Annotated in this window: 10 protein-coding genes and 1 other RNA gene; 6 read left to right on the top strand and 5 right to left on the bottom strand. The window is 68.2% G+C overall.

Annotated elements, in window-relative coordinates:
* Positions 1–155: 155 nt before the first annotated feature.
* Complete coding sequence (locus H1R19_RS14945) at positions 156–728, bottom strand: hypothetical protein (RefSeq protein ID WP_219849437.1); 573 nt, start codon at positions 726–728, stop codon at positions 156–158.
* A gap of 141 nt (positions 729–869) precedes the next feature.
* On the opposite strand from H1R19_RS14945, the gene rnpB reads away from it, so the two are divergent.
* Positions 870–1,287: RNase P RNA component class A (gene rnpB / locus H1R19_RS14940), an RNA gene on the top strand.
* A gap of 127 nt (positions 1,288–1,414) precedes the next feature.
* Positions 1,415–2,860: an RNB domain-containing ribonuclease gene (locus H1R19_RS14935; RefSeq protein ID WP_219849436.1), complete on the top strand. Its 1,446-nt coding sequence runs from the start codon at positions 1,415–1,417 to the stop codon at positions 2,858–2,860.
* On the opposite strand, the gene H1R19_RS14930 is transcribed toward H1R19_RS14935, so the two are convergent.
* Genes H1R19_RS14930 through panB form a run of 3 tightly spaced genes read right to left on the bottom strand, consistent with a single transcriptional unit; the run spans position 2,833 to position 6,244 of the window.
* Entirely contained in the window at positions 2,833–4,326 is a 1,494-nt protein-coding gene (locus H1R19_RS14930; protein ID WP_219849435.1) for a CYTH and CHAD domain-containing protein, read from the bottom strand. The genes H1R19_RS14935 and H1R19_RS14930 overlap by 28 nt on opposite strands.
* A 55-nt stretch (positions 4,327–4,381) precedes the next feature.
* The gene (gene pip, locus H1R19_RS14925) at positions 4,382–5,344 is read right to left on the bottom strand and encodes a prolyl aminopeptidase (RefSeq protein WP_219849434.1); all 963 of its coding nucleotides are present in this window, start codon (positions 5,342–5,344) and stop codon (positions 4,382–4,384) included.
* A gap of 42 nt (positions 5,345–5,386) precedes the next feature.
* The gene (gene panB, locus H1R19_RS14920; RefSeq protein ID WP_188327775.1) at positions 5,387–6,244 is read right to left on the bottom strand and encodes a 3-methyl-2-oxobutanoate hydroxymethyltransferase; all 858 of its coding nucleotides are present in this window, start codon (positions 6,242–6,244) and stop codon (positions 5,387–5,389) included.
* Between the two features lie 345 nt (positions 6,245–6,589).
* Between panB and glnA the strand changes: the two genes are divergently transcribed.
* The 4 genes from glnA to H1R19_RS14900 all read left to right on the top strand — a co-directional run bounded on the left by glnA (position 6,590) and on the right by H1R19_RS14900 (position 12,700).
* The gene (gene glnA / locus H1R19_RS14915; RefSeq protein WP_188327776.1) at positions 6,590–7,930 is read left to right on the top strand and encodes a type I glutamate--ammonia ligase; all 1,341 of its coding nucleotides are present in this window, start codon (positions 6,590–6,592) and stop codon (positions 7,928–7,930) included.
* A gap of 67 nt (positions 7,931–7,997) precedes the next feature.
* Complete coding sequence (locus H1R19_RS14910) at positions 7,998–11,027, top strand: bifunctional [glutamine synthetase] adenylyltransferase/[glutamine synthetase]-adenylyl-L-tyrosine phosphorylase (protein ID WP_188327777.1); 3,030 nt, start codon at positions 7,998–8,000, stop codon at positions 11,025–11,027.
* A gap of 57 nt (positions 11,028–11,084) precedes the next feature.
* Complete coding sequence (locus H1R19_RS14905; RefSeq protein ID WP_219849433.1) at positions 11,085–12,035, top strand: endonuclease/exonuclease/phosphatase family protein; 951 nt, start codon at positions 11,085–11,087, stop codon at positions 12,033–12,035.
* The gene (locus tag H1R19_RS14900) at positions 12,032–12,700 is read left to right on the top strand and encodes a biliverdin-producing heme oxygenase (RefSeq protein WP_188327779.1); all 669 of its coding nucleotides are present in this window, start codon (positions 12,032–12,034) and stop codon (positions 12,698–12,700) included. The genes H1R19_RS14905 and H1R19_RS14900 overlap by 4 nt, the downstream gene beginning before the upstream one ends.
* Before the next feature lie 37 nt (positions 12,701–12,737).
* Here H1R19_RS14900 and H1R19_RS14895 read toward each other — a convergent pair whose 3' ends face one another.
* Positions 12,738–12,923, bottom strand: a complete 186-nt coding sequence (locus H1R19_RS14895; protein WP_188327780.1) for a hypothetical protein — start codon at positions 12,921–12,923, stop codon at positions 12,738–12,740.
* Positions 12,924–13,061: the final 138 nt, after the last annotated feature.

Genomic DNA, 13,061 nt, shown 5'->3' with positions numbered 1-13,061 from the left:
AGGCGCTCGACCCTGGACAGGGCCACCCTGATGCGCCTTGCCGCGACGGAGTACCGTCGCATCACCGCTCTGCTGTCCGCACTCGACGCCCGGTACTGGGAACGTGACACCGATTGTCCGGGTTGGGATGTCCGGGCGACGGCGAGGAGATCCCGCTACAGTCCGGGGCCCTCGGCACGCAGGTTGTCCACCTCGTCCATCGCCGACCGTAGTTTGGTCAGCCACTCGTCGGTGTGCGCACCGACGAGTTTGACCGACCAGGCCAGGGCGTCGGCGCGCGAGCGCGCGACACCGGCGTCGACGAGCGTGTCGAGTACCTGTCGCTCGGGCTGGCGCAGTCGGGTCATCACCGGAACGGCCAAGTGGGTGAACAGGATTCGTTGGTCACCGACGGTGACACCCCACGAGACCTTGCGGGCGTAGCGGGCCTGTGCCTCGTCGGCGATGGCCATGCGTTCGCCGCGGGTGTCCTCGCGGAAGCGCGAGGCGCGGCCCTGGGCTGCCGCTGCCGCCGCGGCGGGGTCGTCGTCGGTGTCCGGCGGGTCGAGGCTGCCGATGACGGTGATCTCATCGCGGTCGACAGTGACGTCGACGGGGCCGGTGAACCACTTGTCGGGCAGTCGCCCGGCGAACCAGGCGCCGGCGTCACCGGCGTCGGGCAGTTCGGCCTGCTGCCATCCTCCGCGACGCCCGCCCGGGCCGCGGGAACCTTGGTGTGGGCTTCTCATGACCGCCTCCTCGTGGTCTGATCACGCACGGACTGATTACATGATTACACCGTTACAGATGGTTGTCACCCCTCTCTTGGCGACGATGCGCCGAGTGCATGTCGGGCACCCCGACGGGCTGCCGTATCCTGGGTGCGCGAACGAGTCGGCCGGGCGGCCGCGGTGGGTGGAACGGGCGGATCACCGTCACGCCGCACACCGAGGAAAGTCCGGACTCCGCAGAGCAGGGTGGTTGTTAACGGCAACCCGGGGCGACCCGCGGGACAGTGCCACAGAAAACAGACCGCCGGCCGTCAGGCCGGTAAGGGTGAAACGGTGCGGTAAGAGCGCACCAGCGATGCGGGTGACCGCGTCGGCTCGGTAAACCCCACCCGGAGCAAGGCCGAAGCATGCACCTGCCGGTGCATGTGCGCGGGCGTCATGAGGGCTGCTCGCCCCAGCCCGCGGGTGGGCCGCTCGAGGTACCCGGCGACGGTGTGCCCAGATGGATGGTCGCCACCCGCGACGGTCGTCCAGACCGGCGCGGGTACAGGATCCGGCTTACGTGCCGACTCGTTCGCCTTCACCCCGGTGCCGTCCGGGTTTGTGCCGTCCGGGTTTGTGCCGTCCGGGTTTGTGCCCTCTGGGTTTGTGCCCTCTGGGTTTGTGCCCTCCGGGTTGATGTCGACCGGGTTAATGTCACTGGGGTGAAGCGCATTCTCTCCGCCCCCGACATCGACTTCGCCGGGATCCGCCACCAACTCGGGGTGGACGAGGAGTACGGCGACGACGCGCTGGCCGAGGCGCGTGCCGCGGTCGACCGGCTCGCCGGCGCACGTGAGGACCACACCGGCGTCCCGTTCGTCACGATCGATCCGCCGACGTCGAAAGACCTCGATCAGGCCGTGCACATCACGTCCGACGGGGACGGCTTCGTCGTCGACTATGCGATCGCCGACGTCGCGGCCCTCGTCATCCCCGAGGGTGCCCTCGACCAGGAGAGCCGACGCCGCGGGTCGACGGTGTACTTTCCGGACGGTTCGGTCCCGCTGCATCCGCGCGAATTGTCGGAGGGCGCGGGATCTCTTCTGCCCGAACAGGTCCGGCCTTGTGTGTTGTGGACGATCCGCGTCGGGCGGGATGGCTCGGTGACCGATGTGGCCGTACGGCGCTCGCGGATCCGGTCCGTCGCGCGCCTCGACTATGCCGGAGTCACCGCCGACGCCGCGGCCGGCCGGTTGCATCCGTCGATCGCGGCACTCCCGGCGTTCGGCGAGCTGCGCCACGAGGTTGCCCTGGACCGCGGCGCCGTCGAACTCGATCTGCCCGATCAGCAGGTGTCGCTCACCGACGCCGGGTGGCGCCTGCACCTCGAACCGCACACGCCGGCCGAGATGTGGAACTCGCAGGTGTCGTTGTTGGCGGGGACCTGCGCGGGCACGATCATGGCCGACGCCGGAATCGGTCTGCTCCGGACGCTGCCGCCGGCCGAGGACGACGCGGTCGACGGCCTGCGCGCCGCCGCGAGGGCTCTGGGCGTGGCGTGGCCCGAGGATCAGCCGGTCGGCCGGTTCCTGGCCGGACTACCGGGAGGCCTGCCGAGCACCCTGGCCCTGCAGTCGGCCGCGGGTGGACTCATGCGCGGCGCCAACTACCTCGCGCTCGACGGTTCCGATGCGGCGCGGGCGATCCCGGACGACAAGAAGCGACACGCTGCGATAGCCGGGCACTACGCCCACGTGACGGCACCGCTGCGTCGACTCGGTGACCGGTTCGCCACCGAGGTGTGTCTCGCACTCACCGCAGGAGACACGGTTCCGGACTGGGTGATGCGGGCGTTGCCCACCCTTCCGAAGATCCTGCGCTCGGCCGACACCCTGGGTGCCACGGCCGACCGCGCCGGCATCGATCTCGCCGAGGCGGTCATCCTCGGCGGACGTGTCGGCGAGCGATTCGACGCGGTGGTGATGTCGGCGGCCACCGAACGTAAATCCGCACAGATCTTCATCGCCGACCCGCCGGTGATCGCGCGCTGCGAAGGTGACCTGCGGGCCGGCGACCGGATCGTCGTCGAGCTGACCGACGCCGACGAGGTTACCCGCACGGTGGGGTTCCGGCCGGCGGGCTACAACTCCTTGGCGACCTTGCGGTAGGCGGCGATGGCGCGCTGTCCGTCGGCTTCGAGGCGGGCGTCGATGCGGCCGAGGACGAACATGTCGGCGCCGCTGAGCTTTCCGGCGGCGACAACCTCGGCGAGGCGGGCGCGGTTGATGCGGGTGTCGTTGAAGTCGCCGAGGGCCGACTGGATCTTCTTGGCCACGGCGCCGACGTCGCGGTACTTCTTCTTCCCGAGCGGTTCGGTCGAATCGATGCTGTAGCGCAACCGCTTCGCGCGCTTACGGATGGTGTGTAGTTGTTCTTCCCATTCCGCCGAGCCCTCCGCGAGGCCGGCAAGCTTGTCCTGAGCCTTACGGATGTGCTTGCGGCTCTTGGCGATCGCCCGGTCGACGACCGCGGTGGCCGGGAGCTCTGCGTCGGGGCCCGGTGGGGGAGCGGCGATGAGGCCGTCGATGGTGTCGAGGAGTGTGAAGTAACGCTTCGACGACATGGCCGCATGCGCGGCGCGCACGGCGCGGTCGTGGGCGGCAGACTCGGTGCCCGCGAGTTCGGCGAGCAGTTCCGGGGATGCGTTCTCGCCGCGTAGCAACGACTCGCTGATCTCCAGCTGCACCTCGGAATCACGTGCGTCGCCGAGGATCTGGGCGAGCAACTTGAGTTCGGCCCCGATGTGGGCGGTGCGGTCGGCGTCGAGCACGGTGGGGTAACCCGACAACACGCTCCGCAACCGACGGCACGCCACACGCATCTGATGGACGGCGTCGGGGGCATCGACGCGCACCTGCGGGTCGTAGGCGATCAGCGCGTTGCGGTGCAGGGCGATGTCGGTGATGACCAGTTCGAGTGCCGTGGGGCGCTTGGACAACCGCGGCTCGTGGACCGTGGGTGTCGCGCCGATCGCGCGGGCCAGTTTCGAGGCGCTCGACGCCTCCCGGGCGCCCCCGGCGCGCAGCGCCTTGTCGGCGGCCTTGAGGAGTTTGGTGGTGCCGCCGCGGAGGAGCTCGAACTCCCACTCGGCCCACTGCTGCGAGTGCCCGCCCGGCAGCAGTGACTGTGCGGTCACGAGATCCTCGGCGAGTTCGGCGAGAGGTTCGTCGTCGGCGCCCAGGAGTCGCGTCACGGTCCTCGTCGTCGAGATCACCGCGACCGGGGTGAGAGTGCGCGCCCGGGTCAGCGCGAGGATCGGCGTGAGCAGGGCATCGGGTATGTCGCCGTCGGCGGGCGCCTCGTCGAACCCGACCTGCAGTTCCCGTCGCGCACCGGGAATGTCGGTGGGGCGCTTGAGGTGCCAACCCTGGTCGGTGCCACCGGTGCGTCGGCGCAGGGTGATCTTGTTGCCGGCGAGATCGAGGTATTCGGTGTCGTAGTAGGTGGCGTCCAGCGCGAACGTCTGCGGTGTGGTCGCCGAGACGACGCTGGGCAGTGCGCGTAGGTCGGGGGCCACATGACCGGCGTCCACGTCGAACTTGAGCTCCACCTCGAGCTGCTCGGATGCGGGCACCTGTTCCTCCTGGATGTCGGGACGTACCGGTCGAGTCTAGTAGCGGGGCGGGGGTCTACCCGGAGAAGCGGTCGGTGGCCTCGATGAGATGGTGCCGGATGCCCGGCTCGTATGACGCGTGGCCCGCGTCGGCGACGACGTGCAGGTCGGCCGCCGGCCACGCGCGGTGGAGATCCCAGGCGCTGCGCATGGGGCACACGACGTCGTAGCGGCCCTGGACGATCACGCCCGGGATGTGCGCAATCGAGTCGATGTCGGCGAGGAGCTGGCCGTCGTCGAGGAACCCGTGGTTGACGAAGTAGTGGTTCTCGATCGATGCGAACGCGAGATCGTAACGGTGCGTGTCGTCCTCGGTGTTCGTAGTCTCCTCGGGCCGGGGGAGTAGGTAGCTGGTGGCCTGCTCCCACCCCGTCCAGGCCCGGGCGGCGGCACGCGCCACCGCCGGGTCCGTGGACGTCAGCAGGCGGTGATACACCTCGACGAGATCGCCGTCGCGTTCCTCGACCGGGATCGGCTCGAGATAGGACTCCCAGACATCGGGGTAGATGTGGGCGGCACCGCCGTTGTAGTACCAGTCGATCTCGCTGCGACGCAGCAGGAAGATGCCGCGCAGCACGAGCTCGGTGACCCGATCGGGGTGTGCCTGCGCGTACGCGAGCCCCAGCGTCGATCCCCAGGAGCCGCCGAACACCTGCCAGCGGTCGATGTCCAGATGGATTCGCAGGCGCTCCATGTCGGCGATGAGGTGGGGTGTGGTGTTGACCGACAGGTCGGCGCCGTCGGCGATGTGTGGGCGGGACTGTCCGCAACCGCGCTGGTCGAACAGGACGATCCGGTACTTCGCGGGATCGAAGAACCGGCGCTGCGCGGGTGCTGTACCGCCACCGGGCCCGCCGTGGACGAACACCGCGGGCTTACCGTCGGGGTTGCCCGAGGTCTCCCAGTAGATTTCCTGTCCGTCGCCCACGTCGAGATGGCCGGATTCGTAGGGCTCGATCTCCGGGTAGAAGTCACGCATGGACGCCAGGGTAGGCGCCGAAGCGCGGTCAGGGGGTACGGATCAGTAGCTGTGCTCGGGGCCGGGGAACACTCCGCGGCGGACTTCGTCGGCGTACTGTTCGGCGGCGGAGCGCAATTCGGAGCCGACGTCGGCGAAGCGCTTGACGAACTTCGCGGTCTTGCCGTGGGTGAGTCCGGCCATGTCCTGCCAGACGAGCACCTGGGCGTCGGTCTCGTTGCCCGCGCCGATGCCCACCGTCGGGATGGTGAGCTTGCGGGTGATCTGGCCGGCGAGGTCGGCGGGCACCATCTCCATCACCACCGAGAAGGCCCCGGCCTCCTGTACCGCGATGGCGTCGGCGATGAGCTGGTCGGCGCCGTCGCCGCGACCCTGCACGCGGAATCCGCCGAGTCCGTTGACGCTCTGCGGGGTGAACCCGATGTGCGCCATGACCGGAATCCCGGCGGCGGTCAGTGCCGCGATCTGCGGGGCCACCCGCTCGCCGCCCTCGAGCTTCACCGCGTGCGCACCGGTCTCCTTGAAGATGCGGAACGCATTCTCCAGGGCATGCTGCGGGCTGATCTCGTAGCTGCCGAACGGCATGTCGGCGACGACCAGCGCGTGGGGTGCGCCGCGCACGACGGCGCGGATGAGCGGGATCATCTCGTCGACGGTGACCGGGATGGTGGTGTCGTAGCCGAGGACGACGTTGGCCGCCGAATCACCCACGAGGAGCACGGGGATTCCGGCGGCGTCGAAGATGCGTGCGGAGGAGTAGTCGTAGGCGGTGAGCATCGACCACTTCTCACCTTCGGCCTTGCGCTGGGCCAGGTGATGGACGCGGGTCACGCGTCGCTTGGGGGCGTCGGAGGTGTCAGGAGTGGGCGTGGACGCGCCATACACCGAGGATTCGGACATCGTTGTCTCTTCTCTGCCTCGAGTCCCGGCTGGCCGTGACGACCGGAGTCGTCAGGAGCGGCGCGGCGGGTACCCGGGTTGAACACGGACAGTGGCCATTGTTTCATCACAGCGCGGCCGTGTGACCGGCGGTTGTTATGCAATTGGTCACATCGGGGGTCTGTGGACGACCGGCCCCGGCCGTACACCGCGCGCTCTGCCGGGGTGTAATCGCTGTTCGTCAAGCGTCCCACAGGGCGATCGCGGATCTCATAACGTGAGAAGCGGTCGGTAAAACCCCTGTACAGCGAGTTGGTCGCCTGCGTGTAACACAGATTTAACAGGGTACTTCTAAGGTCGGCGACCATGGATCGCCAAAAGGAATTCGTGCTGCGGACCCTCGAAGAGCGCGACATCCGCTTCGTCCGGCTGTGGTTCACCGATGTGCTCGGTTATCTCAAGTCGGTGGCGATCGCGCCGGCCGAGCTCGAGGGCGCCTTCGCCGAGGGGATCGGCTTCGACGGTTCGGCCATCGAGGGCTTCTCCCGGGTGTCCGAGGCCGACACCGTCGCCAAGCCGGACCCCTCCACGTTCCAGGTCCTGCCGTGGACGACCTCGGCCGGACGTCAGCACTCGGCGCGCATGTTCTGCGACATCGCGATGCCCGACGGCACGCCCAGCTGGGCCGACTCGCGCCACGTGCTGCGCCGTCAGCTGAACAAGGCCGCGGACCTCGGTTTCAGCTGCTACGTGCACCCTGAGATCGAGTTCTTCCTCCTCAAGGACGCACCCCTCGACGGCTCCGTCCCCACCCCCGCCGATTCGGGTGGCTACTTCGACCAGGCGGTCCACGACGCCGCCCCGAACTTCCGTCGCCACGCCATCGAGGCACTGGAGTCGATGGGCATCTCGGTCGAGTTCTCCCATCACGAGGGCGCGCCCGGGCAGCAGGAGATCGACCTGCGCTATGCCGATGCACTCTCGATGGCGGACAACGTCATGACCTTCCGCTACCTCATCAAGGAGGTCGCGATCAACGAGGGCGTCTGGGCGACGTTCATGCCGAAGCCGTTCAGCGAGCACCCCGGCTCGGCGATGCACACGCACATGAGCTTGTTCGAAGGTGACTTCAACGCCTTCCACAACCCCGACGACCCGATGCAGCTGTCGAACACCGGCAAGAAGTTCATCGCGGGCATCCTCCACCACGCCGCCGAGATCAGTGCCGTCACCAACCAGTGGGTCAACAGCTACAAGCGGCTCATCCACGGCGGCGAGGCGCCGACCGCGGCCACCTGGGGCGGGGCGAACCGTTCCGCGCTGATCCGGCTCCCGCTGTACACGCCGAACAAGGCGTCGTCGCGGCGCGTCGAGGTCCGCAGCCCGGACTCGGCCTGCAATCCGTACCTGACGTTCGCCGTCCTGCTGGCCGCAGGCCTCAAGGGCATCGCCGAGGACTACGAACTGCCCGACGAGGCCGAGGACGACGTCTGGGCGCTCACGCCCGCCGAGCGTCGGGCCATGGGGTACAAGGAACTCCCGGGCAGCCTGGCCGACGCGCTGAAGGAGATGGAGAACTCCGAGCTCGTCGCCGAGGCCCTCGGCGAGCACGTGTTCGACTACTTCCTGCGCAACAAATGGACCGAATGGTCCGGGTATCGCAGCCTGGTCACGCCCTACGAGCTGAAGAACTACCTGCCGCTGTAGCCGCCTGCCGGGCGGTGTCGAGTACCGCGGTGTCGTGCTCGGACCGCTCGATGGCTAGTTTGATGGTGTGACAACACGATCGGGACCCTCGGCACGCACGGGACGCAGTACGGTTCCCAGCGCGGGACGACTGGGTCTTCTCGACGACGCGGCACCGGGCAACCTCGCCGACCTGGGCTGGAACACGCCCGAGTCCGTCGACGTGTTGTGGGCGTTGTCGCGATCCCCGGACGCAGACCTCGCCCTGCGCACGCTGATCCGGCTGCGCGGTGAGGTGGGCGAGGAATGGTCCGAGATCGATTCGGCGCTGCGTGTCAACCGGTCGTTCCGCGGCCGGTTGTTCGCGATCATCGGCTCCTCCGACGCCCTCGCCGACCACCTCGTCGCCGAACCCGCGAGCTGGCGCCTGCTGCTGGCCGACGAGTTGCCCGACCGTGCCGAGGTCGACCGCCAGATGCTGGCCGCCGTCGACGCCGTGGCCGAGCCGGGTGAGGTCGAGAAGGGCAACCGCGTGTACCGCGCGAAGCTCACCGGCCCCAAGGCCGTCGTCGCCCTCCGGCTGGCCTATCGCAACCTGATCCTGCAGCTCGCCGCGCACGACGTGGCCTCGACCGTTGAGGACGAGCCCGTGATGTGGCTGCCCGAGGTCGGCGCCTACCTGTCCGATCTGGCCGACGCCGCGTTGACCGCCGCGCTGGCCGTCGCCTACGCCGAGGTGTGCGGGGACGACCCGATCCAGGTTCGCCTCGCCGTGGTGGCGATGGGCAAATGTGGTGCGCGCGAACTGAATTATGTCAGCGACGTCGACGTCATCTTCGTCAGCGACCCGGCCGACGGCGCCGCCGCGCGCATCGCGGGGGAGATGATGCGCATCGGCTCGCTGGCCTTCTTCGAGGTCGACGCGGCGCTGCGGCCCGAGGGCAAGTCCGGTGCGCTGACCCGCACCCTGGAATCGCATGTCGCCTACTACGAGCGCTGGGCCAAGACCTGGGAGTTCCAGGCGCTGCTGAAGGCGCGGGCGATGACCGGCGACATGGCGCTGGCCGACGAGTACATCGCGGCGGTCAAGCCGATGGTGTGGAAGGCCGCCGAACGACCCGACTTCGTCCCCGAGGTGCAGAAGATGCGACGCCGCGTCGAAGCGCTGGTGCCCGAGGGGGAGCGCGAACGCAACCTCAAACTCGGTCAGGGCAGCCTGCGTGACGTCGAGTTCGCCGTCCAGCTGCTGCAGATGGTGCACGGGCGCGTCGACGAGGAACTGCGCGTGATGCCCACGGTTGACGCGCTGGCGGCGTTGACCGCCGGCGGGTACGTCGGACGCGATGACGGCGCGAATCTGTCTGCGTCGTACCAGTTCCTGCGGTTGCTCGAGCATCGCCTGCAGTTGCAGCGGATGAGCCGGACCCACATGCTGCCGGCACCCGACGACGACGAGGGGCTGCGCTGGCTCGCCCGGGCGGCCCACATCAGGCGGGAGGGCGAGCTCGACGCGACGAGCGTGTTGCGCGAACAGATCCGCCACCAGAGTCTGCGTGTCCGACGGCTGCACCAGAAGCTGTTCTACCGTCCGCTGCTCGAGGCGGTCACCAGGTTCAAGCCCGACGAGCTGACACTGTCGGACTCCTCGGCGGAAAGACGCTTGGCCGCACTCGGTTACGCGCAGCCAGAGCGCGCGCTCAGCCACATCCGTGCGCTGTCCAACGCTCCCGGGCGACGCGGTCAGATCCAGCTCCTCATCCTGCCGCAGTTGCTCGAACACATCGGTGACACACCCGATCCCGACGCCGGACTCCTCAACTATCGCCGGTTGTGCGACGTCATGGAGGACACCGACTGGTTCCTGCGGCTGTTGCGCGACGACGGTGTGGTCGCCGGGCGTCTGATGAAGGTGCTCGGCACCTCCGAGTTCATCGCGAACATGCTGATGCGTTCCCCCGAGGTGATCCGCCAGTACTCCGACGGGCCCGACGGACCGAAGTTGTGCGACATCCGGCCGGAGGACGTCGCCAAGGGGCTGATCGCCTCCACCGTGCGACAGCAGGACATGAAACGTGCGGTGGCCGTTGCCCGATCGCATCGTCGGGCCGAGCTGGTCCGGGTGGCCTCGGCCGACGTCCTCGGGCTGATGGACGTGCCCGCGGTGTGCAACGCGCTGTCCAGCGTGTGGGCGGCGGTGCTCAACGCGGCACTCAAGGTGGCCATCGGCATCTCCGAACGCGACCGCGGCGGACGAGCACCCGCGCGGATCGCGGTGATCGGCATGGGACGTCTCGGCGGCGGCGAGCTCGGATACGGCTCGGATGCGGACGTGATGTTCGTGTGTCAGCCCGACCACGACGTCGCGGACTCCGAGGCGCTGAAGTGGGCTCAGACCGTCGCCGAGAACGTGCGCTCGATGCTCGGCAGCCCCAGCGCCGACCCGCCGTTGGAGGTCGACACGGGCCTGCGTCCCGAGGGTCGCAACGGTCCGATCGTCCGCACTCTCGCCTCCTACGCGGCCTACTACGACCAGTGGGCACAGCCGTGGGAGATCCAGGCGTTGCTGCGTGCGCATCAGGTGGCCGGCGACGAGGCGCTCGGCGTCGACTTCCTGCACATGGCCGATCGAATCCGCTATCCGGCGGGTGGTGTGTCCAACGAGGCGGTCAAGGAGATCCGGCGCATCAAGGCACGCGTCGACGCCGAACGTCTACCGCGCGGTGCGGATCCGGCCACCCACACCAAACTCGGCCGCGGCGGGCTCGCCGACATCGAGTGGACCGTGCAGTTGCTGCAGCTGCGGTACGCCCACCGGTACCGCAGTCTGCACAACACCTCCACGCTCGAGTCGCTGGACGCGATCGGCGCGGCGGAGCTGTTGTCCGAGAACGACGTGGCGCTGCTCAAGAACGCGTGGATCACCGCCACCAAGGCGCGCAACGCGCTGGTCCTCGTGCGTGGCAAGCCGGTCGACCAGCTTCCCGGGCCGGGGAAGCAGCTGCGGCAGATCGCGTATGCGGCGGGTTGGCCGGAGGATCAGGCGTCGGAGTTCCTGGAGAACTACCTGCGTGTGACGAGACGGGCGAAAGCCGTGGTGCTCAAGGTCTTCGGCGCCTGAGGCGTCGTGGTGTCGAAGTAAACGGCGTCCGGGGGGACACATGACTGCGGGGGATGGATGAGAAAGTTCTTCTGGGCGGCTGCGTACGTCGTCGGTTGGGCGATGCTCGCCGGCGTGCTGCTGGGTGTGTGGCTGCACTACTACCCCTCGCGTGGGGACGCCGCGCTGTACCTCACCAGCGCGGTACAGTTCACGCTCATCCCGGCGGTGCTCGCGATCGCGATATTCGCGGCGCTTCGACGCTGGTTCATGCTGGTGATCGCCGTCGTCGTGGCCGGGGCGCTGGCCTACACGCAGGCGCCCCTGGTGATCGCGCAGGACGCGCCTGCGGGGGAGAGGTTCACCGTGGTCTCGGCGAACCTGCTCTACGGTGGCGGGGACCTCGGCGCCCTCGAGAAGATCGTCGCCGACGCCGATCCCGATCTCGTGGCCCTGCAGGAGGTCACCCCGGAGGCGCTCGAGCGGGTGCGCGGGAGCGCGATCTCGCGAAAACTGCCGCACTCCTTCGCGATTCCGTACCCCGGCGCGGCCGGCACCGCGCTGTTCAGCAGACAACCGCTGGTCGAGCAGTACAACATCCCCGGCACGGTCATGCACAACCTCCGGGCGCGGACCGATCTGCCGGGCGCTGCTCGCACGCAGGTGCTGGCCGTCCACCCCGCGGCACCGGTGTGGGGCAACAACGGCGACTACTTCGAGGACATGGACATCCTCGCCGCCCAATTCGCGCAGTTGCCGGCCGGACGGGTCATCGCCGTCGGTGATTACAACTCCACCTGGAATCACGCGAAGTACCGCGCACTGCTGACCAACGGACTGCTCGACGGCACCGACGTCGCAGGTGCGGGTTTCCTGCCGTCGTATCCGACGGACTCTCGCATGGGCGACCGGCCACTCGTCGCGATCGATCGGGTCATCCTGCGCGGATTCGTGGCCACCTCGATGGACACCCACCACCTGCCGGGTTCCGATCATCGAACTCTGGTGGTATCACTGGTGGCATCATGAGCGCTGATCCCCAGACCCCGGCCACCGAGCCTGCCGCAGACGCAACGATTTCCGAAAGACTACGTGCGGCGACCGCGGTCGCCCACCAGCGCGCCGAACATGCGCCGTTCATCGACGACCTGATGTCCGGTCGACTCGGCACCGCGGAGTATCAGCGACTGGCCGTACAGCTCTACTTCATCTACGAGGCGCTCGAACGGGTCGGCGGTGACCTCGCCGGTCACCCGGTGGCCGACGCCGTGCTCGATGAGAAGTTGCTCCGGTTGCCGCGCCTGGGCGCAGATCTCGCATCGTTCGGGATCGACCCGTCCTCGACGACGCCGCTGCCGGCCGTCGCCCGCTATGTGGAGGCGATCGAGTCCACCCGCGATGACCCGGCACGCTATGTCGCGCACCATTACACGCGGTACCTCGGTGACCTCAGCGGCGGGCAGGTCGTGGCCCATCGCATGCGGGAGCACTACGGCGTCGACGACGCGGCACTGAGCTTCTACAGCTTCGACGGGATCGACAAACTCAAGCGCTACAAGGATGCCTACCGGGCACGGCTCGACGCGCTACCGCTCGACGAGGAGGCCGTCGACCGCCTCGTCGACGAGGCGGTCGCGGCGTTCGATCACAATCAGGCGGTATTCGGCGATCTGGACGGCGACCGGGCGGCCTGAGATTCGGCCCGAAGGCCTCCGCCCGCCAGGTGTGATGTCAGTTGACCTGTAGCTTGACGGTTCGATCCAGCACGATCTCGGCGAGGTCGTCGTGCCCCTTGACGAGCTCGATGCGCAGTTGATTGTCGTCGAGGCGGCTGGTGGTGCGAACGACGCGCGGTGTGCCCTCGAGGCTGATGCGGTCACCGGGGACAAGGTCTTCGACATACACGTCTCTGGTCATACGACCAAAATACGGTTCGACCGTGTGAGTCGGCAGGGCAGGAAGTCCCAAAAGTGATATGGATCACATGTGAGCGTCTTCACTGCCACCTGGGGTGATGCCGCGGCGTGTCGAATCGGGTCTTGACAACATTGTGCG

This window comes from Gordonia jinghuaiqii (genome assembly GCF_014041935.1).
Taxonomy (GTDB): Bacteria; Actinomycetota; Actinomycetes; order Mycobacteriales; family Mycobacteriaceae; genus Gordonia; species Gordonia jinghuaiqii.
This window is presented reverse-complemented; position numbering and strand designations above follow the sequence as displayed.